Raw genomic sequence first — 19,098 nt, forward strand, 5'->3', positions numbered from 1 at the left:
AGACGCGGCGGTGGACCGCTGCCGGACGTGCGCGCCGCGACGATCCTGGGGGATGAGTCGTCTCGACGTCTTCCTGGCCGTGCTCGGCGTGGGCTTCGCCGTCCTCGGTCTAGCCGACCTGGTCGGCGGCCACGGCTGGGGTGGGGCCGAGCTCGTGGGCGGCTGCCTGATGGTGGCCGGGAGCTCGACGTCCGCGCGCCGCGCCCGCGGGGCGCGCGGCGACCTCAGGTGGTGGCGGCGACGACCGCGTCGATGAGCCGGTCGAGCGCGGGACCCTCGATGGCGGGACCCGGAACCGCGTTGAGATCGAGCACGGCGTTGAAGTAGAGCCCGTCGCTGACGAGCAGCACCATCTGCAGGGCCGTCTCGTCGCGTGTGTGCGCGCGCAGGCTCTCCTCCCACAGTTCCCGCACGCGGCGGAGAGACGCGGATGCCGCGTCGTTGCCGTTCTGCGCGAGCCGGGAGACCGCCAGGATGGTCACGTCGAGGGGCGAACCGGTGTTCTGCGACGAGCGCAGGTGCGCCGCGACGACGCCCTCGGCGGACTTCTCGATCTCGTCGACGTCTTCTTGCGCGAGGCGTTCGAGTCGCTCGACGAGGGCGGCCTCGAGCGCGCTCTTCGAGTTGAAGTGGTAGAGCAGGCCACCCTTCGACACGCCGGCGCCGCGGGCCGTCGCGTCCATCGTCGCGGCGCGTTCCCCCTCGTCGACGAGGATGCGGGTGAACGCGTCGAGGACGGCTTCTCGGGCGAGTGGGGGGCGGCTCATGTCTCCTCGATCGTACTGGCGGGCGGTGACCCACCTCTGTTACTATACCGGCTGGACGGTTTAGAAACGGATTCAGAAGAATGCTCACCTCGTCGATGCCCACCTCGGAAATCACCGTGACCCGCGCCGGATGGCGCGGATGGTTCGCGCTGGCGGTGCTCATGCTGCCGGTGCTGCTGGTCTCGGTCGACAACACCGTGCTGAGCTTCGCCCTGCCCGAGATCGCGCTGTCCCTGCAGCCGTCGAGCATCGAGCAGCTCTGGATCATCGACGTCTACCCGCTCGTTCTGGCGGGTCTGCTGGTGACCATGGGTACCCTGGGAGACCGCTTCGGTCGGCGTCGCCTCCTGCTGATCGGCGCGACCGGCTTCGCGGCCGTCTCCGCGCTGTCCGCGTTCGCGCCCACGGCGGCGCTGCTCATCGCGGGCCGCGCGCTCATGGGTGTGTTCGGGGCCATGCTCATGCCCTCGACGCTGTCGCTGCTGCGCAGCATCTTCCGCGATCGCGACCAGCGTCGATTCGCCATCGCCATCTGGGCGTCGGGCTTCTCCGCCGGCGCCGCTCTCGGTCCGATCGTCGGGGGCATCCTGCTCGAGCACTTCTCGTGGGGCTCCGTCTTCCTCATGGCCGTGCCCGTGCTCGTGCCCCTGCTGATCCTCGCGCCGTTCTTCGTCCCCGAGAGTCGCGACCCGCACCCGGGCCGGTTCGACCCGGTGAGCGTGCTGCTGTCGCTCGCGACGATGGTGCCGATCGTCTACGGCATCAAGAAGCTCGCCGTCGACGGCCCACTGTCGCTCGCGCCGGTCCTGTTCGTCGTCGGCGTGGTCTTCGGCTGGCTCTTCGTCCGCCGGCAGCGGGCGCTGCCGACCCCCATGCTCGATATGTCGCTGTTCCGCAGGGGCACCTTCTCGGGCGCGATCCTGGTCAACCTCCTCAGCGTGGTCGGACTCGTCGGCTTCCTGTACTTCGTCGCGCAACACCTCCAGCTCGTGGTGGGTCTGTCGCCGATGGTGGCGGGCTTCGCCCTGCTGCCGGGGCTCGTGCTCATGATCGTCTCGGGACTCGCGGTCGTTCCGGTCGCGAAGCGCCTCGCTCCCCGCGTCGTCGTGCCCATCGCCCTCACGTTCTCGGTCGTCGCCTACGTCATGGTCGCGTTCTCGACGGCCGACCTCGTCCAGCTCATCGTCGCCTTTGGTCTGCTCGGCATCGGCATCGGCGCGGCCGAGACGGTGTCGAACGAGCTGATCCTCTCCAGCGCTCCCTCGGCCAAGGCGGGAGCTGCGAGCGCCGTGTCCGAGACCGCGTACGAGGTCGGAGCCGTGCTCGGAACGGCCGTGCTGGGTGGCATCCTGGCCGCGTTCTACCGCGCACAGCTGGTGCTGCCCGCCGGCCTTCCGGATGCCGCCGCGCAGGGGGCGCGTGAAACCCTCGCAGGCGCCGTCGCGGTGTCGCAGACGCTCGACGATCCCGCGCTGGCCGAGGCGCTGCGCACGGCCGCGGCGCACGCCTTCGACTCGGGTGTCGTCATCACGGCGCTCATCGGTGCCGGCCTGATCGTCGTGGCCGCGGTGATCGCTGCCACTACCCTGGGAGGATCCCGCGGCGCGTCGAAGCAGTGACGCGCCCCGAGCTCTGAGGAGAGCGATGTCGCGTGTCGTGAAGTTGGCCGTCATCCCCGGTGACGGCATCGGTCCCGAGGTCGTCACCGAGGCCGTGAAGGTGCTCGACGCCGTCACCGCCGCGTCGGACGTCACGTTCGAGAAGACGCCCTTCTCGCTCGGTGCGGGACGCTACCTCGAGACCGGAGACACTCTCACCGACGACGATCTGTCGGCGATCGCCTCCCACGACGCGATCCTGCTCGGAGCGGTCGGGGGAGTGCCCGGCGACCCGCGGCTCGCGAACGCGAACATAGAGCGCGGGCTGCTCCTGAAGCTCCGCTTCGAGCTCGATCACTACGTCAACCTGCGCCCGTCGAAGCTGTACCCGGGATCGACCGGACCGCTGGCAGACCCCGGCGAGATCGACTTCGTCGTGGTGCGCGAGGGTACCGAAGGCCCGTACGTCGGCAACGGCGGCTCGATCCGCCGCGGCACCGCGCACGAGGTCGCCAACGAGACCTCGGTCAACACGGCATACGGAGTCGAGCGCGTCGTGCGCTACGCCTTCGCCCTCGCCGCGCGGCGCCGTCAGAAGCTCACGCTCGTGCACAAGACCAATGTGCTCGTGCACGCGGGCGGCATGTGGAAGCGCATCGTCGACGCGGTGGCGGGGGAGTTCCCCGGCGTCGCCGTAGACTATCTGCACGTCGACGCGGCAACCATCTTCCTGGTCACGAACCCGGGTCGCTTCGACGTGATCGTCACCGACAACCTCTTCGGCGACATCCTGACCGACCTGGCCGGCGCCGTCACCGGTGGCATCGGCCTCGCCGCTTCGGGCAACATCAACCCCGACGGCGCGTTCCCCTCGATGTTCGAGCCCGTGCACGGATCGGCGCCCGACATCGCGGGAAGCCAGAAGGCCGACCCCACGGCCGCGATCCTCTCCGTCGCCCTCCTGCTCGACCATCTCGGGCTCGCCGACGAATCCGCCCGCGTCACCCGCGCGGTCGAAGACGACATCGCGACGCGTGAGGGCTCGCGCACGACCGCTCAGATCGGCGACGCGATCGCCGCACGGGTCCAGGCGTAACCTGGACCGATCGGCCCGTACCGCCCCGGCACACGAAGAGTTTTGGATCACAGATGACCACGATCGACACCGACCCCGACACCGGACTCGACCCGCTCGAGTTCGCCGTCACCCGCAACCTCGCGGCCAAGAGCGCCGCCGAGCGCGACGCCATCCTCGCCAGCCCCGGCTTCGGGCAGAGCTTCACCGACCACATGGTCGACATCTGCTGGTCGGTCCGCGGCGGCTGGCACCGTCCGCGCGTCTCGCCGTACGGCCCGATCTCGCTCGACCCGGCCGCGGCCGTCCTGCACTACGGGCAGGAGATCTTCGAGGGCATCAAGGCCTACCGTCACGCCGACGGTTCGGTGCACACCTTCCGGCCCGATCAGAACGGCCGCCGTCTGCAGCGCTCCGCCCGCCGTCTCGCGCTGCCCGAACTGCCGGTTCCCTACTTCCTGCAGTCGCTGAAAGAACTCATCGCCGTCGACGGCGCCTGGGTGCCCTCCGGCGAAGACCAGAGCCTCTACCTGCGTCCCTTCATGTTCGCGAAAGAGGCCTTCCTCGGGGTCCGACCGGCCCACAAGGTCGCCTACTACCTCATCGCCAGCCCCGCCGGCGCCTACTTCAAGGGCGGCGTGCAGCCGGTCTCGATCTGGCTCAGCGAGGACTACTCGCGCGCCGGCAAGGGCGGCACGGGTGCGGCGAAGACCGGCGGCAACTACGCCGCAAGCCTGCTGCCCCAGTCCGAGGCGTATGAGAACGAGTGCGACCAGGTCGTCTTCCTCGACCAGGACCGCAACGTCGAGGAGCTCGGCGGCATGAACGTCGTGTTCGTCTACAAGGACGGCACCATCGTCACCCCGCAGTCCGACTCGATCCTCGAGGGCATCACGCGCGACTCCCTGCTGCAGCTCGCCCGCGACCGCGGCCACCACGTCGAGGGGCGCAACGTCTCGCTGACCGAGTGGCGCGAGGGAGTGGCATCCGGGGACATCGTCGAGGTCTTCGCGTGCGGAACGGCCGCCGTCGTCACCCCGATCGGCACGCTCAAGGGGCGCGACTTCATCGACGAGCAGCCCTCGGGCACCCTCGCGCTCGAACTGCGCGAGGAGCTCACGAACATCCAGTACGGTCGCGCCGAAGACAAGCACGGCTGGCTGTACCGCCTCGACGCCTGACCCGCGTCGTCACAGGAGGGGCTCCCGGATGCCGGGGCCCCTCCGTGGTTCGCGGGTGCGTCGTGGCGGCGTTAGTCGCCTTCCGCGCGCGCGACCATCAGGGGCGATAACCGCTGTCCCGGGTGAGCAACGCTGTGCCACCGCGTTCCTCACCACGGACGGCGTTCGTCGGCGGGGGTCTGGGCGATGCCGTCGCTGCGTCGCACCCCGCGGATAGGCTGGCCGGGTGAAGATCGCTCGATTCAGCCACCAGGACGCCCTTCGTTACGGCATCGTCGACGACGACCACCTCGTCGTTCTCGAGGGCGACCCCATGTTCGCCGGGTTCGACACGACCGGTGAGCGCATCCCCCTCGCCGACGCGGCCCTTCTCGCGCCGGTCATCCCGCGCTCCAAGGTCGTCTGCATCGGCAAGAACTACCACGACCACGCGGCCGAGATGGGCGGCGAGGCTCCCGAGGAGCCGCTGATGTTCCTCAAGCCCAACACCTCGGTCATCGGCCCGCACGACGTCATCGTCCGCCCCACGCGCCTGAGCTCGCAGACCGACTACGAGGGCGAGCTCGCCGTGGTAATCGGGCGCATCGCGAAGAACGTCCCCGCCGAGCGCGCGGGGGAGTACATCTTCGGGTACACCGTCGCGAACGACGTCACCGCGCGCGACCTCCAGCGCACCGACGGGCAGTGGTCGCGCGCCAAGGGGTTCGACACGTTCTGCCCCGTCGGGCCGGTGATCGAGACCGACCTCGACGTGGCATCCGCTCGCATCGTGACCCGCGTCAACGGCGAGGTCCGGCAGGACGGTCCGGTGTCGGACATGATCCACGACATCCCCACGCTCGTCGCCTACGCCAGCGCGGTCTTCACGCTGCTGCCCGGCGATCTGATCCTCACCGGCACGCCGGCGGGTATCGGCTCGTTCTCCGCGGGCGATGTGGTCGAGGTCGAGATCGACGGCATCGGGGTGCTGCGCAACACCGCGCGCGATGCCTGAGGTCGCCGCGCCGGCGGGCGTCGATCTCGTCGCGACGCAGAGGTGCACCGTGCGCGTGCTCGCCGCGGGGCAGGTGCTCACCGGCGTCGCGTTCGGGGCGACGCTGTCTCTCGGCGCCCTGCTGGCGGCCGACCTCTCGGGGCAGGAGGCACTGTCGGGCTTCGCCACCGCGTCGGTCACGCTGGGAGCGGCGCTGACGGCGATCCCTCTCGCGCGACTGGCCGGCCGCCGCGGTCGGCGATTCGCCCTCACGACGGGCAACCTCGCCGCCCTCGCCGGCATCGCGGTCGTCATCACGGCCGCGGCGACGCGCGCGTTCCCGCTGCTGCTCGTGGGGATCGCCCTCATCGGCGCCGGCAACGCGGGAACCCTTCAATCCCGCTTCGCCGCGACCGACCTCGCCCCCGCGACCCGGCGCGGACGCGACCTCGCGACCGTCGTGTGGGCGACCACGGTCGGCGGGGTGGTCGGGCCCCTGCTGCTCGCCCCCGGAGAACTGCTCGGAGCGAGCATCGGCATGCCGCGGCTGACCGGTGCCTACCTGTTCTCCTTCGCGGCCCAAGCCGTGGCGTTCGCGCTCTACGCGCTCGTCCTGCGACCCGACCCGCTGCTGCTGGCGCAGCGTCTCGACCGCGAGAGCGCGGCATCCGCTCCCGTCGCGCCGCAGCCCGACCGTCCCGCGCTCGCGCGGTTCGCGATGCTCGCGGTGGCCGCCTCCCACGTGACCATGGCGTCGGTCATGGCGATGACCCCGGTGCACCTGTCGCACATCGTCGCTCCGGATGCCGTGACCCTGGCCGTCGGGGTCACGATCGCGCTGCACGTGTTCGGGATGTACGGGCTGTCGCCGGTGTTCGGCGTGCTCGCCGATCGCTGGGGACGCATCCCCGTCATCCTGCTCGGTCAGGCGCTGCTGGCGGCCTCCCTCGTCACGGCCGCCGTGTTCGCCGACGCGCAGATCGGCGTCCTCGTGGCGCTCGTGCTGCTCGGTCTCGGGTGGAGTGCCGCGACCGTCGCCGGGTCGGCCCTGCTCACCGAGGCGACACCCCTCGCGCTGCGTCCGCGCCGCCAGGGACGCAGTGACACCCTGATGACCGCGTGCGCGGCGGTCGGGTCGGTGCTGGCCGGGATCATCCTCGGGCTGTCGGGCTATGCGGGTCTGGCGCTGTGGGCACTGGTGTCCGTCGCCGCCGTGTGCGGGGCCGCGATTGTCGCCCGGCGCTTCTCCGTTGCTCCCGCTCTCCCGTAGCGATCGGCAGGGCCCCGCTCGCACGCGCGGGCGGCACGCACGGGGAGAGGAGCGTCAGGTGGCAGCGCGTCCCGCCCCTCACGCGGACGAGGGAAAGTCAGATCGCGTAGACCAGTCCGTCGAAGGCCGACAGGTCGTCGCCCCCGCGCACGCCGAGCGCGTGCAGCGCCCGGTCGACGTCGAGCTCGTCGTTGAAGACGTGGAACGCCACGCGCGCCCGACCCGCGCGCCCGGATGCCGTGATGCCGTGCGCGGTGAGCTGGGCGAGCGCTTCGCCCGTGGCATCCGGCCACGTGACGATCGCCGAGGGGCGAGACGGATGGGGCAGTCCGAGTCCGTCGCGGAACCGCGCGGCGAGGCTCGTCGCGTGCACGTAGGTCGAGGTGATGTCGGCCTGCGCGAACATCTCGAGAGCGGGCGCCGCCCCGACGAAGGCCTGCCACGCGGGCGAGACGTCGAAGCGTCGCGCGTCGGGGGCGAGGTCGCCGCCGGTGCCGTAGCACGACGACCACGGGTCGTCGCCGCTGTACCAGCCGGCCTGGACAGGGCGGATCCCGTCGGCGAAGTCGGGGGTGAGCGTCAGGAAGGACACCCCGCGCGGGCAGCACAGCCACTTGTAGGCGTGGCACACGGTCGCGTCGAACATCGTCGCGTCCACCGGCAGCCACCCCGCCGCCTGGGTCAGGTCGCACAGCGTGCGGGTGCCCGCGCGCGCCGCGGCGGCGGCGATGCCCGCGGCATTCGCCACCTCCCCGGTCGCGGACTGCACGAGCGAGAACGCGACGAGCCACGTGCCGGGCGTGATCGCGGCGGCGAGGTCGTCGAGGGGCGCGGTGCGCAGGCGGATGCCGCGACCCGCGCGCGCGAAGGGCGCGACGAGGGAGGAGAAGTCGCCCTCGGCGCACAGCACCTCCGCGCCGTCGGGGACCGAGGCGGCGATGAGCGCGACCTGCACCGAGGTCTGCGACCCGATCGCGACGTCGCCGACCGGGGAGCTGACCAGCCGCGCGTACGCGGCGCGGGCCTTCTCGACGGCCTGCGACGCCGCGACGACATCGGGGCGACCGGATGCCGCGGCATCCAGGTCGGCGCGGACGGCGCGCACGGTCTCGCGCGACGGCAGACCGAGGGTGCAGGCGGCGAGATAGTCACGGCCGCCGGCGAAGTGCGAAGCGAGGCTGCTCATAGATCCAGGTTCCCGCCTGGTCGCTCATTGCACTAGAGCAGGTGTTGCATGGAATGCATCCGCTCTGGTTATGTGTCCGCATGAGTGAGGGTGAAGACGGTCTCGACGCCCACGGACTGCGCGTCGTCAAGGCCATCGCCGACACCGGGTCGATCACGGGGGCGGCCCGCGCTCTCGGGTACAGCCAGCCCGCCGTCAGTCAGCAGGTGCGCCGCCTCGAGCAGCGCGCGGGACTGCCGATCGTCGAGCGCGTCGGGCGCGGCATCCGCCTGACCGAGGCGGGCCGGGTGCTCGCCCGTCACGCGGCGACCGTGACCACCGCCCTCGACGCCGCCGCGGGCGACCTCGCCGAACTGCGGGGACTGCGCGCCGGACGCGTCCGCATCGCCGCGTTCCCCTCGGCGTCGTCGACCGTGGTCCCGCGCGTCATCGCCGCCGTCACCGCGCGCCGCCCCGGCGTCTCGATCAGCTTCGTCGAGGCCGAACCTCCCGAGGCGATCGCCGCCGTGCGAGAGGATCGCGCCGACATCGCCCTCATCTACAGCTACCCGGGCGATCGGCGCGAACAGCTCACCTCGGCGGCCGCCGGTCTGTCGGTGCGGCACCTCGCCGACGACGACACCGTCGTGGTCGTCCCGGCCGAGCACCCGGCGGCATCCGACGATCCGATCGACCTGTCGCAACTGGCGGGGGAGCGCTGGATCGCCGGCTGCCCGCAGTGCCGCGGCCACCTGCTCGAGGCGTGCGGGCGCGCCGGTTTCGTCCCCGACATCGCCTTCGAGACCGACAACTACATCGCGGTCGAGAACCTCGTCGCGCTCGGCGTGGGCATGGCGATCCTGCCGCGCATGGCCGTGGCATCCCTGCCCCTTCCGGCCGGCATCGCCGTGCCGCGCCTCCCTGCCGCCGAAGCGCGCACCCTGCACGTCGTCACCGCCCGCGGCGCGGAGAGCGTCCCCGCGGTCGGCGCGGCGCTCGAGGTCGTGGCGGAGGTGTTGGGCGACCATCGGCCCGGCAGCGCCCGCCGGTAGGATCGAGGGGATGTCTGCCACGCCCGATCCCCGCACCACGACCGCCTCCGGCGCCGACGTTCGCGTCCGCTTCTGCCCGTCTCCGACGGGTCTGCCGCACGTGGGTCTCATCCGCACCGTCCTGTTCAACTGGGCCTACGCCCGGCACAACGGCGGGAAGCTCGTCTTCCGCATCGAAGACACCGACGCCGCGCGCGACAGCGAGGAGAGCTACCAGCAGCTCCTCGACGCGCTGCGGTGGATGAACATCGACTGGGACGAGGGTGTCGAGGTCGGTGGCCCGCACGCTCCCTACCGCCAGTCGCAGCGGCACGAGATCTACCGCGAGGTGCTCGACAAGCTCGTCGCCGCGGGCGCCGTGTACGAGAGCTACTCGACCGCCGAAGAGATCGATGCCCGCAACGAGGCCAACGGCCGCGCCAAGCAGCTCGGCTACGACAACTTCGATCGCGACCTCACCGAGGAGCAGAAGGCCGCCTTCCGCGCCGAGGGCCGTCAGCCCGCGTGGCGCCTGCGCGTGCCCGACCACGACCTGAGCTACGTCGACCTCATCCGTGGCGAGGTCACCTTCCCGGCCGGGTCGTTCCCCGACTTCGTGCTCGTTCGCGCCGGGGGAGTGCCCCTCTACCCGTTCGTGAACCCGGTCGACGACGCCCTCATGGGCATCACCCACGTCATCCGCGGTGAGGACCTCATGCCGTCGACGGCGCGCCAGCTCGCGCTGTATTCCGCGCTGGTGGATGCCGGGGTCACGACGTTCATCCCGCGCTTCGGTCACATGCCGCTGGTGCTGGGCGAGACGGGCAACAAGAAGCTGTCGAAGCGCGACCCGCAGGCCGACCTCTTCCTGCAGCGTGAAAAGGGCTTCATTCACGAGGGTCTGCTCAACTACCTCTCGCTGCTCGGCTGGTCGCTCGCGAGCGACCGCGACGTCTTCTCGCTCGAGGAGATGATCGCCGCGTTCGACATCGCCGACGTCAACCCGAACCCCGCGCGCTTCGACCAGAAGAAGGCCGAGGCGATCAACGGCGACCACATCCGGATGCTGGATGCCGACGACTTCGCCGCGCGCATCGTGCCGTACCTCGCCGGTGCGGGGCTCATCGACGAGGAGCCGAGCGCGGAGCACCGCGCGATCATCGCGGAGGCCGCGCCGCTCGTTCAGGAGCGCGTGCAGCTGCTCGGCGAGGTTCCGGGGATGCTGGGCTTCCTGTTCGTCTCCGACGTGACCTACGCCGAGGACGCGCTCAAGGGGCTCCCCGCGAACGCGGCCGAGGTGCTCATGGCGTCGATGCGGGCGCTCGAGGGCGTCGACGACTTCAGCGCCGCGGGCGTGCAGCAGGCGTTGTCGACCGCCCTGGTCGACGAGCTGGGCCTGAAGCCCCGCGTGGCGTACGGTCCTCCGCGTGTCGCGCTGACCGGGCGGCGCGTGTCTCCGCCGCTGTTCGAGTCGATGGAGCTGCTCGGCAAGACCGAGACGCTGCGTCGTCTGGACGCGCTCGTGCAGCACCTGGGCTGAGCGTCTTCGTCGGCGCGACGCGCGCGGGCGAGGCGGGATTTGGCAGGGGAGCGGCTCTCACGTAAGCTTGATCCTCGGCACGAGTTACGGCTCAGCGCCTTGGGGTATGGTGTAATTGGCAACACGGCGGTTTCTGGTTCCGTTGTTCTTGGTTCGAGTCCAGGTACCCCAGCACGAAGAAAGCCCCGGTCATCGCGAAATAGCGAGAGCCGGGGCTTCTTCTTTGCCCTGGCGGCGACGACCCCGGCGCGGGGCGGCGCCGCACGACCGCGCGCGAGCTCGACGGTTTCGATGACCTGCCCCGGTGACCGCGGACGCAGCGGGTGAGGGCGAGGGTGACACCGCGCGCGTCCTCTGGGGTGAGCGGCGTACTGTCTCGCGCGTGCGTGCCCGTTCCCTCTTCCTCGCCCTCGTCGTCGTCTCTCTCGCCCTCGCGGGTTGCGTCGGACCGGCCGCCTCCGCCGACGGCGCCGGGGGTCTCGTGACCGCCGCCCGCGATGGGGGATCCGCGGGCGCGGCGACGATCGCGGCGGCGGGCACGTCGGGCGCCCCGGGCGCTGCGGGCACATCGGGCGCTGCGGGCACATCGGGCGCTGCGGGCGCCTCGGGCGCTGCGGGCACCTCGGGCTGCGGAGCGGATGCCTCCCCGCCGGGTCGAGCTCGACGCGGTCGGTGAGCGTCGCGGGCGTCACGCGCACGGAGCAGCTGCACGTGCCGAACGGATACGACGGTTCGACCCCGACGCCCGTCATCCTGGCCTTCGTCGGTCACGGCACGTCGACGCAGAAGCTCGAGGGCTCCAGCGGGCTGGACGACGGCGACGCGATCGTGCTCTACCCGCAACCCGCCGGGAGTGCCCCGCAGAACGGATGGGAGGGCGCCCCCTACGCGTCGGGACAGGACGACGTCGCTTTCGTCGGCGCGCTGCTGGACGACCTCGAGGCCCACCTCTGCGTCGACACCGCCCGCGTGTTCGCCGCGGGCATCTCCAACGGCGGCGGCTTCGTCTCGCTCCTGTCATGCCGGCTGCCCGCGCGCATCGCGGCGTTCGCGGTCGTGTCGGGCGCGATCTACCCCGCGGACGACCCCGCCTGCGCGAGCGTCCCCGCCGTGCCGGTGGTCGAATTCCACGGCACCGCCGACCCGGTCATCCCGTACGACGGCGGCACCAGTCACGCGGCCGCCCTCGAACCGGTCACGCAGTGGCTCGACGAACAGGCGCAACGAAGCGGGTGCGCCTCATCCCCGACGCGGACCGCGATCGGATCCGACGTCACGGAACAGCAGTGGTGCGGATGCCAGGGGCGCGGCGCACTCACGCACTATCGCATCGAGGGCGGTGGGCACACCTGGCCGGGCGCCACGGCGACGAGCGGACCGGGCGCCACGACGCAGACGATCTCGGCCACCCGGATCATCGAGGACTTCTTCGCGGCGCACCCGCTGTCGTGAGGGCGGCGGGGAGCCGGGGGAGCCGCGTCCGACGGGTTCACAGCCCACGCCGAAGCGCGGACGCGACACTGGGCCCATGGGACTCTTCGTTCAGCGACCCGAGGAACCGAGCGAGTGGGCGGGCCTGCCCGGCGAACCCGTGCGCGCGCGCACGGCGGCCGAGATGCTGCCCGACGACGACCAGCCCGACGCCTCGCCCGCCGCGCTGCTCGGACTCGTCGACGGCTCGGTCGCCTCGATCGAGGTGCCGATCCCCTCGCCGAGCGAGACCGGCGAGACCGACTGACCCTCGGGCGTGCGGGGCGGAGGCCCCGCGTGCTCCGTTCCGATCCGCGTGAAGAAGGTCACCGTGAAGCGTTCCGCCCTCGTCGTCGCCGCGGTCGCGCTGCCCCTCGCTCTCGCGGGCTGCGCGCCAGCGGCATCCGATCCCGCTCCCGTCCAGCCGGCACCCGTCACCGCGGCGCCGTCGAGCACCCCGGACCAGCAGGTGCTCGCCCCCGACGTCGTCTCGCCCGCGACCCTCGCCGGAACCGAGGTGACCGTCGCGATCGGGGGAGCGCTCGTGCTCGACGTCCCCGACGGGACCGAGGCGGAGTGGACGGGCTCGACGTCCGACCTCTCGATCGCCGAGTTCTCGGCGGGTGGCCCGTCGGAGGGAGCCGTGTTCCGGCCCGGGTTTCAGGTGCGCGCCGTCGGCACGACGGCGGCCACCGTGACGGGCCCCGACGGGAAGAGCGTCGCCTTCACGATTTCGGTGGTCGCGCCCTAGGGGAGCGCTGACGGGAGGCGGGGTCGCGGCGCGCGAGGCGCGGCGGTCCCGTCTCTTGCCATGTGCCCACATTCTGTTGCTCTATGTGGCTTCATGTTGTACTGTGTGGGAATCTTCGAAGGAGATCCCGTGTACGCAATGGAGCGCCAGAAGCTCATCGAGCGCGAACTGCGCGATGTCGGACGTGTCAGCGTCGTCGATCTCGCCCGTCGCTTCGACGTGACGACCGAGACGGTTCGTCGCGACCTCGATCGCCTCGAGAGCCTGGGCTCCCTTCGCCGCGTGCACGGCGGCGCCGTCGACATTGGTCGCGCCAGCACCGCGGAATCCCCCCTCACGGAGCGTCGCGAGCGACACGGCGACGCGAAGCGCGCGATCGCCGCCGCCGCGGTGGACCTGCTCGGCCCCGACTTCCGCGGATCGGTCTTCCTCGACGCGGGGACGACGCCGGCGGCGGTGGCCGCCCTGCTGCCCGACGCGCTGGGCGCGGGCATCGGCGGGGTCGAGGTCGTCACCCACTCGCTCGAGGCCGCCCACGTGCTCTCCGCCGACGATCGCCTGTCGCTCACCACCATCGGCGGACGCGTCCGCGGCGTCACCGCCGCCGCCGTCGGCGCGCACACCGTGCGCACCATCGGTCAGCTGCGTCCCGACCTCGCCTTCGTCGGCACCAACGGCCTCAGCGCCGGGTTCGGCCTCAGCACGCCCGATCCCGACGAAGCAGCCGTCAAGGCCGCCATCATCCAATCGGCCCGACGCGTCGTCCTCGTCGCGGACGCGGCCAAGTTCGGAGAGGAACTGCTCGTGCGCTTCGCCCAGCTCGACGAGATCGATGTTCTCGTGACCGATGCGGCTCCGCCCGCCGACCTGGCCGAGGCCCTCGCCGACGCCGATGTCGAGGTGCGTGTCGCATGATCGTCACCCTGACCGCCAACCCCTCCGCCGATCGCGCGGTGGTGCTCTCCGAGGCTCTGCAGCCCGGCGAGGTGCAGCGCGCGCTGTCGTCGCGAGAAGACGCCGGAGGCAAGGGCGTCAACGTCGCCCGCGTCGTCTCGGCGGCCGGGGCTCCCGCCCGCGCCGTCGTGCCCGTGAACGCCCACGACCCGTACCGGCTGCTGCTGGAAGACACCGGCATCGCGCTCGACCTCGTCGAGGTGGCGGGCCGCGCCCGCGCGAACCTGACCATCACCGACCCGAGCGGCGAGACGACCAAGCTCAACCTCCCCGGTGCCACGCTCGACGCCGCCGAGGCGGCCGCCCTCACCGCGGGCGTCGTCGCGGCCGCCGAGGGCGCGACCTGGCTGGTGCTGGCCGGATCGCTCCCGCCCGGTGTCCCGGCGACGTTCTACGCCGACCTCATCGCCGCCGTCCGCGATCGCTGGGGCTCGAAGGCCCCGCTCGTCGCGGTCGACGCCTCGGGCGAGGCCCTCGCGGCGGTCGTCGAGACCGCTCGTCCCGACCTCATCAAGCCCAACCACGAGGAGCTCGCCGAGCTCGTCGGCGAGGATGCCGCGGGCGACGCCGACGTGCTCGCCGAGGCGACGCGACGAGCCACGGCCCTCGTGCCCGGGCGCCTGGCATCCGCTCTCGTGACCCTCGGTGCCGACGGAGCGCTGCTCTTCACGGCCGAGGGCGCCTGGCGCGGACGCGCCCCCCAGATCCAGGTCGCCAGCACGGTCGGGGCGGGCGACAGCTCGCTCGCCGGCTACCTGCTGGCCGATCTCGACGGGGCCTCGGCCCCCGACCGCCTCGCGCGCAGCATCGCCTACGGCGCCGCTGCCGCGACCCTGCCGGGGACGCAAGCCCCCACTCCGGCCGATCTGCCCCCGGGCCCGATCGCCGTTTCCGCCTTCGCCACCCCTCTCGCAACATCCTGACCACGAAAGGTCACTGACAATGTCCGACATCATCACTCCGGAGCTCGTCACCCTCGACGCGCCCCTGGGCACCGACAAGCAGTCGGTGATCCGCGCCCTCGCCGAGCGCGTCGTCGCGCAGGGCCGCGCGACGAGCGCCCAGGAACTCTTCGACGACGCGTGGGCCCGCGAACAGAAGGACGAGACCGGCCTGCCCGGCGGCATCGGCATCCCGCACGCGCGCAGCGCGTCGGTGACCGAGCCGACCCTCGCCTTCGCCCGCCTCACTCCGGGCGTCGACTTCGGCGCTCCCGACGGTCCCGCCGACATCGTGTTCCTCATCGCCGCCCCCGCGGGTGCCGACGAGGCCCACCTCGCGGTGCTGTCGCAGCTGGCCCGCAGCCTGATGAACGATCAGTTCATGTCTGGCCTTCGCGCGGCCTCGACCCCCGCCGACGCGGTGCGCATCATCACGGATGCCGTCTCCCCGGCGCCCGCGCCCGTTTCGACCGCCGCTGCCGAGGCCCCGGCCGCCACCCGTGCCGAGGCGCGCACCGCCACCGCCACGAAGACGAAGAAGATCGTCGCCGTCACCGCGTGCGCGACCGGCATCGCCCACACCTTCATGGCCGCCGACGCGCTCACCGCCGCCGGGGCCGAGACCGAGGGCGTCGACCTCATCGTCGAGCCGCAGGGGTCGAGCGGCTACAAGGCCCTCCCGCAGAGCGTGATCGACGACGCCGACGCCGTGATCTTCGCGGTCGACGTCGACGTGCGCGAGCCGCAGCGCTTCGCGGGTAAGCCCGTCGTGCGCGCCGGAGTCAAGCGCGGCATCGAGCAGCCGAAGCAGCTCATCGCCGAGGCCCTCGCCGCCAGCGAGAACCCGAACGCCGCCCGTGTGCAGGGCGGTGCCGCGGCGGCATCCGCCTCGGACGCCCCCGTGGTGCAGCAGTCGGTCGGCCGTCGCATCCAGCGCTGGCTGCTCACCGGTGTGAGCTACATGATCCCGTTCGTCGCCGGTGGCGGTCTGCTGATCGCGCTCGGCTTCCTGCTCGGCGGCTACCAGGTCACCAAGGATGCCGCGAACATCATCATCCAGAACTCGCTGTGGGACCTCCCCACCGAGAACCTGACCTCGCCGCTCGGCCCGATCGGCCAGTACCTCGGCTCGGTCGCCTTCATGATCGGTGCGACGTCAATGGGCTTCATCGTCGCCGTGCTCGCGGGCTTCATCGCCTACGCGATCGCCGACCGCCCCGGCATCGCGCCCGGCTTCGTCGCCGGTGCCGTCGCGGTGCTCATGAACGCCGGCTTCATCGGCGGAATCATCGGCGGTCTGCTCGCCGGTTTCATCGCCTGGTGGCTCGGTCGCTTCGACGCCCCCCGCTGGCTGCGCGGACTCATGCCCGTCGTCATCGTTCCCTTCCTGGGCTCGATCTTCGCGTCGGGGTTGATGATCCTGTTCCTCGGGCGCCCGATCGCCGCGCTCATGGCGGCGCTCACCGATGGCCTCACGGGCCTCGCCTCCAGCGGTGCCGGCGCGATCGTCCTCGGCGTCATCCTCGGTCTCATGATGTGCTTCGACCTCGGCGGCCCGGTCAACAAGGTCGCCTACGTCTTCGCGACGACGGGCCTCGCCGCGGCGAGCCAGACGAACACCGCTCCCTACCTGATCATGGCTGCGGTCATGGCCGCCGGTATGGTCCCGCCGCTGGCGATGGCCCTCGCCTCGACGATCCTCGCTCGCGGCAAGTTCACCCCGGTCGAGCGCGAGAACGGTGCCGCCGCGTGGCTGCTGGGCGCCTCGTTCATCTCCGAGGGTGCGATCCCGTTCGCCGCGGCCGACCCGCTGCGCGTCATCCCCGCCTCGATGGTGGGCGGCGCGATCACCGGTGGACTCAGCATGCTCATCGGCGTGCAGTCCTACGCTCCGCACGGCGGCATCTTCGTGCTGTTCGCGATCAACCCCGTGTGGGGTTTCCCCCTCGCGATCATTGTGGGTACGGTCGTGACGGCGCTGATCGTCGTCGCCCTCAAGGGCATCGGCCGGAGCACCAAGGACGCCGCCGTCACCGAGGCCGCTCCCGTGGCCACGGTCGCCGCGTAAACACCCCCGTCGAATCGGAAGGATTCACCATGGCAGAACGTCAGGCCACCATCGCCAGCGCCTCGGGCCTCCACGCCCGCCCCGCGAAGCTCTTCGTGCAGGCCGTGCAGGAGAAGAAGGTCCCCGTCACGATCGCGGCCCAGGGCGGCCCCGACCTCAACGCCGGCAGCATCCTGTCGCTCATGGGCCTGGGCGCCGGTCACGGCACCGTCGTGACGCTCAAGGCCGAGGGTGAGGGCGCCGAGCAGGCGCTCGACGAGCTCGTCGCTCTGCTCGAGACCGACCTCGACGCGCAGTAAGCACTGATTCTCAGAACACCGGATGCCACGGGCCCCAGGGCTCGTGGCATCCGGTGTTTCCGGGACTGACGCGACCGGTCAGTCGAACGCGAGCGAGAGGGTGCCGTCCGCGTCGCGCGACACGGTCCCGCTGTAGTGGAACTCGATCGTCGTCGGGGTTCCGTCCTTCGTCGCAGCGAGCGAGCCCGTTCCTGAGTCGAATCGCCAGGACTCTCCGTCATCGGTGTAGAGACGATCGATGGCGAGGTACCCGTCGCTCGGGGCGTCCGTCCCCGCGGCGGTGACGCCCTCGAGCGCCGGGGGGCACGACGATCCGGAGAACGCGGCGTCCGCGCATTTCTCGAAAGCCGCGCGGAGCAGGGGAGTGGCCTTCGATTGCACGAGCGCGAGCTGGTCCTCGGGAACCGCGGGGAGCGAGAGGGGATCGACGTGGAGGCCCGTCGTCGATCCGTCCGGCACTTCGTAGAGGAACGATTCGGACCGCTCGAGCACTCCGGTGGGGTCGGAGACCGTCACCTGATACCGACCCGGCCAGGCGGGGCCGTCGACGCGGCCGTCCGTCACGGGGAGGTCGCAGGCGTCGTCGATCGACATCTGGGCGACCGTCGGGCCGTCGAAGCCGATCGCGAGCCGCCACTCGTCGGGGAAGGCGATGCGCCACGCGTCCGGCTCGCGCGTGAGGGCGAGGGTGATCGTCGTCGCCGAGGGAGCTTGATAGTCGACTGTCGCCGTCGCCGTGGCTCCGTTCACCTGAAGCTCCGTCACCTCCGGCGCGGCGATCGCCTTCGAGGTGCTCGAATCCTGGGCGAGAGCGGCACAGATCAATCCGTCGGCGCCGAGCGTCGTCCGCGAGAGCGCTTCCGAGAACCGCCCATCGGCGACGGCACGCAAGAACGTGTCGACGGTGGTGCGAGCCTCCTCATCGCCGCCGCTCTCCGCAGCAGGCGCCGCGCACCCACCGAGCACGGCGACGCCGATGAGGAGCAGCGGCACGATCCGTCGACCCGCGCTGCTCATGGCAGCGCGGCGATCGTCGGCCAGGCGCCCGCAACGAGAAGAGGCACGGTATCGGCCCGATCAGACCGCGACCGAGTCGCCCGGCTTCAGGTCGACGAAGGAGCCGCCGTTCTGCTCGACGGCCCACGTCAGGCGGGCGTCGCCCATCTGCTTGCCCGCTACCGACAGCGTCATGTCGTGGGTCGCGAACACGCGCTCGGGCTTGACTGCGAGGACGTAGTCGATCGCGTCTCCGATCTTCAGCCACGGCGCTCCGACGGGGGCGGCGAGGAGGGACACCTTCTTGTGCTTCGGCACGGCGTAGGAGTCGCCGGGGTAGTAGAGGGCGTCGTTGACGAGGACGCCGACGTTGTCGACCACGGGGATCGACTCGTGGATCACCTCGTGGCGGCCACCGAAGAACTCCAGGTGGAACGGACCGAGGTCGAGGCTGTCGCCGGGGTGCACCACGGTGACGTCGAACCCCGCGGCCGCGTTACGCACGCCCTCGGGGCCGTAGATCGGCACCTCGGGATGAGCCTTCTGCAGACGCGTGAGGTGCTCGGGGGTCCAGTGGTCGGCGTGCTCGTGAGTGATGACCACACCCACCAGCCCGGTGAGGTCTTCGAGGGGCGAGGTGAAGCTGCCCGGATCGATGACGAGCGTGTGCCCGCCTTCGACGACGACGAGGGACGCGTGTTCGTGCTTCGTGAGGCGCATGCTCCGAGTCAACTCCCGGCCGGGGGAGAGCGGCAAGTGCTGGCGCCCGGGGTGAACATCGCCTAACGGGTCTTCCCAGGGCCGCGCGTTCGCGGTACCGTGGCCGGACACGCCCGGGATATCGGTGGCTCGGCCTCGATTTTGCGTGCGCGTCATTCGTGGTGCATACTTGAACACGTTGCGACGCGGCCCCATCGTATAGCGGCCTAGTACGCCGCCCTCTCACGGCGGTAACGCGGGTTCGAATCCCGCTGGGGTCACCAACACGAGAAAGAGCCTCGACCGGATGGTCGGGGCTC

At 71.4% G+C, this 19,098-nt stretch carries 19 protein-coding genes and 2 tRNA genes; 17 read left to right on the forward strand and 4 right to left on the reverse strand.

Annotated elements, in window-relative coordinates:
• Positions 1–52 precede the first annotated feature (52 nt).
• Positions 53–256: a hypothetical protein gene (locus FB047_RS01090; protein WP_136585404.1), complete on the forward strand. Its 204-nt coding sequence runs from the start codon at positions 53–55 to the stop codon at positions 254–256.
• On the opposite strand, the gene FB047_RS01095 is transcribed toward FB047_RS01090, so the two are convergent.
• Positions 225–767, reverse strand: coding sequence for a TetR/AcrR family transcriptional regulator (locus FB047_RS01095; protein ID WP_136585405.1), 543 nt, complete (start codon positions 765–767; stop codon positions 225–227). The genes FB047_RS01090 and FB047_RS01095 overlap by 32 nt on opposite strands.
• A 95-nt stretch (positions 768–862) precedes the next feature.
• On the opposite strand from FB047_RS01095, the gene FB047_RS01100 reads away from it, so the two are divergent.
• The 5 genes from FB047_RS01100 to FB047_RS01120 all read left to right on the forward strand — a co-directional run bounded on the left by FB047_RS01100 (position 863) and on the right by FB047_RS01120 (position 6,864).
• The gene (locus FB047_RS01100; protein ID WP_240752433.1) at positions 863–2,386 is read left to right on the forward strand and encodes an MFS transporter; all 1,524 of its coding nucleotides are present in this window, start codon (positions 863–865) and stop codon (positions 2,384–2,386) included.
• 25 nt (positions 2,387–2,411) lie between these two features.
• Positions 2,412–3,461: a 3-isopropylmalate dehydrogenase gene (locus FB047_RS01105; protein ID WP_136585407.1), complete on the forward strand. Its 1,050-nt coding sequence runs from the start codon at positions 2,412–2,414 to the stop codon at positions 3,459–3,461.
• Positions 3,462–3,514: 53 nt separating this feature from the next.
• On the forward strand, positions 3,515–4,621 hold the full coding sequence (locus FB047_RS01110; protein WP_058623387.1) for a branched-chain amino acid aminotransferase: 1,107 nt from the start codon (positions 3,515–3,517) through the stop codon (positions 4,619–4,621).
• 226 nt (positions 4,622–4,847) lie between these two features.
• A complete protein-coding gene (locus tag FB047_RS01115; protein WP_136585408.1) occupies positions 4,848–5,615 on the forward strand; it encodes a fumarylacetoacetate hydrolase family protein in 768 nt (255 codons plus the stop codon).
• Positions 5,608–6,864 (forward strand): MFS transporter, encoded by a 1,257-nt coding sequence (locus tag FB047_RS01120; RefSeq protein WP_136585409.1) that lies wholly within the window; start codon positions 5,608–5,610, stop codon positions 6,862–6,864. The genes FB047_RS01115 and FB047_RS01120 overlap by 8 nt, the downstream gene beginning before the upstream one ends.
• A 97-nt stretch (positions 6,865–6,961) precedes the next feature.
• Here the strand turns inward: FB047_RS01120 and FB047_RS01125 are convergent, their stop codons facing one another.
• Positions 6,962–8,050, reverse strand: coding sequence for an aminotransferase class V-fold PLP-dependent enzyme (locus tag FB047_RS01125; RefSeq protein ID WP_136585410.1), 1,089 nt, complete (start codon positions 8,048–8,050; stop codon positions 6,962–6,964).
• An 80-nt stretch (positions 8,051–8,130) separates the two neighbouring features.
• Here FB047_RS01125 and FB047_RS01130 point away from each other — a divergent pair, with 80 nt between their 5' ends.
• From FB047_RS01130 to FB047_RS01175, 10 genes are all read left to right on the forward strand, one after another.
• Entirely contained in the window at positions 8,131–9,081 is a 951-nt protein-coding gene (locus tag FB047_RS01130; RefSeq protein ID WP_136585411.1) for a LysR family transcriptional regulator, read from the forward strand.
• A 10-nt stretch (positions 9,082–9,091) separates the two neighbouring features.
• On the forward strand, positions 9,092–10,600 hold the full coding sequence (gene gltX / locus FB047_RS01135) for a glutamate--tRNA ligase (RefSeq protein WP_136585412.1): 1,509 nt from the start codon (positions 9,092–9,094) through the stop codon (positions 10,598–10,600).
• 100 nt (positions 10,601–10,700) lie between these two features.
• Positions 10,701–10,772, forward strand: a tRNA-Gln gene (locus FB047_RS01140).
• 500 nt (positions 10,773–11,272) lie between these two features.
• Positions 11,273–12,052 carry a CE1 family esterase gene (locus FB047_RS01145; RefSeq protein WP_167494115.1) on the forward strand — a complete coding sequence of 260 codons (780 nt, stop codon included), beginning with the start codon at positions 11,273–11,275 and terminating at the stop codon, positions 12,050–12,052.
• Between the two features lie 76 nt (positions 12,053–12,128).
• Positions 12,129–12,338 (forward strand): hypothetical protein, encoded by a 210-nt coding sequence (locus FB047_RS01150; RefSeq protein ID WP_136585414.1) that lies wholly within the window; start codon positions 12,129–12,131, stop codon positions 12,336–12,338.
• Positions 12,339–12,401: 63 nt separating this feature from the next.
• The gene (locus FB047_RS01155; RefSeq protein ID WP_136585415.1) at positions 12,402–12,821 is read left to right on the forward strand and encodes a hypothetical protein; all 420 of its coding nucleotides are present in this window, start codon (positions 12,402–12,404) and stop codon (positions 12,819–12,821) included.
• 129 nt (positions 12,822–12,950) lie between these two features.
• The gene (locus FB047_RS01160; protein ID WP_205822551.1) at positions 12,951–13,736 is read left to right on the forward strand and encodes a DeoR/GlpR family DNA-binding transcription regulator; all 786 of its coding nucleotides are present in this window, start codon (positions 12,951–12,953) and stop codon (positions 13,734–13,736) included.
• A complete protein-coding gene (locus tag FB047_RS01165; RefSeq protein WP_136585416.1) occupies positions 13,733–14,698 on the forward strand; it encodes a 1-phosphofructokinase family hexose kinase in 966 nt (321 codons plus the stop codon). The genes FB047_RS01160 and FB047_RS01165 overlap by 4 nt, the downstream gene beginning before the upstream one ends.
• Before the next feature lie 19 nt (positions 14,699–14,717).
• Complete coding sequence (locus tag FB047_RS01170; RefSeq protein ID WP_136585417.1) at positions 14,718–16,784, forward strand: PTS fructose transporter subunit IIABC; 2,067 nt, start codon at positions 14,718–14,720, stop codon at positions 16,782–16,784.
• A gap of 29 nt (positions 16,785–16,813) precedes the next feature.
• A complete protein-coding gene (locus tag FB047_RS01175; protein ID WP_058623374.1) occupies positions 16,814–17,083 on the forward strand; it encodes an HPr family phosphocarrier protein in 270 nt (89 codons plus the stop codon).
• Positions 17,084–17,161: 78 nt separating this feature from the next.
• Here FB047_RS01175 and FB047_RS01180 read toward each other — a convergent pair whose 3' ends face one another.
• The gene (locus tag FB047_RS01180) at positions 17,162–18,100 is read right to left on the reverse strand and encodes an Rv0361 family membrane protein (RefSeq protein ID WP_136585418.1); all 939 of its coding nucleotides are present in this window, start codon (positions 18,098–18,100) and stop codon (positions 17,162–17,164) included.
• A gap of 60 nt (positions 18,101–18,160) precedes the next feature.
• Positions 18,161–18,799, reverse strand: a complete 639-nt coding sequence (locus FB047_RS01185; protein ID WP_136585419.1) for an MBL fold metallo-hydrolase — start codon at positions 18,797–18,799, stop codon at positions 18,161–18,163.
• 187 nt (positions 18,800–18,986) lie between these two features.
• On the opposite strand from FB047_RS01185, the gene FB047_RS01190 reads away from it, so the two are divergent.
• Positions 18,987–19,062, forward strand: a tRNA-Glu gene (locus FB047_RS01190).
• Positions 19,063–19,098: the final 36 nt, after the last annotated feature.

This window comes from Microbacterium hydrothermale (assembly GCF_004854025.1).
Taxonomy (GTDB): Bacteria; Actinomycetota; Actinomycetes; order Actinomycetales; family Microbacteriaceae; genus Microbacterium; species Microbacterium hydrothermale.

Excerpts from the sequence above, each read along its gene's own strand:
- FB047_RS01090 (WP_136585404.1), top strand. The coding sequence starts at position 53 with ATGAGTCGTCTCGACGTCTTCCTGGCCGTGCTCGGCGTGGGCTTCGCC.
- FB047_RS01095 (WP_136585405.1), bottom strand. The coding sequence starts at position 767 with ATGAGCCGCCCCCCACTCGCCCGAGAAGCCGTCCTCGACGCGTTCACC.
- FB047_RS01100 (WP_240752433.1), top strand. The coding sequence starts at position 863 with ATGCCCACCTCGGAAATCACCGTGACCCGCGCCGGATGGCGCGGATGG.
- FB047_RS01105 (WP_136585407.1), top strand. The coding sequence starts at position 2,412 with ATGTCGCGTGTCGTGAAGTTGGCCGTCATCCCCGGTGACGGCATCGGT.
- FB047_RS01110 (WP_058623387.1), top strand. The coding sequence starts at position 3,515 with ATGACCACGATCGACACCGACCCCGACACCGGACTCGACCCGCTCGAG.
- FB047_RS01120 (WP_136585409.1), top strand. The coding sequence starts at position 5,608 with ATGCCTGAGGTCGCCGCGCCGGCGGGCGTCGATCTCGTCGCGACGCAG.
- FB047_RS01125 (WP_136585410.1), bottom strand. The coding sequence starts at position 8,050 with ATGAGCAGCCTCGCTTCGCACTTCGCCGGCGGCCGTGACTATCTCGCC.
- FB047_RS01130 (WP_136585411.1), top strand. The coding sequence starts at position 8,131 with ATGAGTGAGGGTGAAGACGGTCTCGACGCCCACGGACTGCGCGTCGTC.
- gltX (WP_136585412.1), top strand. The coding sequence starts at position 9,092 with ATGTCTGCCACGCCCGATCCCCGCACCACGACCGCCTCCGGCGCCGAC.
- FB047_RS01150 (WP_136585414.1), top strand. The coding sequence starts at position 12,129 with ATGGGACTCTTCGTTCAGCGACCCGAGGAACCGAGCGAGTGGGCGGGC.
- FB047_RS01165 (WP_136585416.1), top strand. The coding sequence starts at position 13,733 with ATGATCGTCACCCTGACCGCCAACCCCTCCGCCGATCGCGCGGTGGTG.
- FB047_RS01170 (WP_136585417.1), top strand. The coding sequence starts at position 14,718 with ATGTCCGACATCATCACTCCGGAGCTCGTCACCCTCGACGCGCCCCTG.
- FB047_RS01175 (WP_058623374.1), top strand. The coding sequence starts at position 16,814 with ATGGCAGAACGTCAGGCCACCATCGCCAGCGCCTCGGGCCTCCACGCC.
- FB047_RS01180 (WP_136585418.1), bottom strand. The coding sequence starts at position 18,100 with ATGAGCAGCGCGGGTCGACGGATCGTGCCGCTGCTCCTCATCGGCGTC.
- FB047_RS01185 (WP_136585419.1), bottom strand. The coding sequence starts at position 18,799 with ATGCGCCTCACGAAGCACGAACACGCGTCCCTCGTCGTCGTCGAAGGC.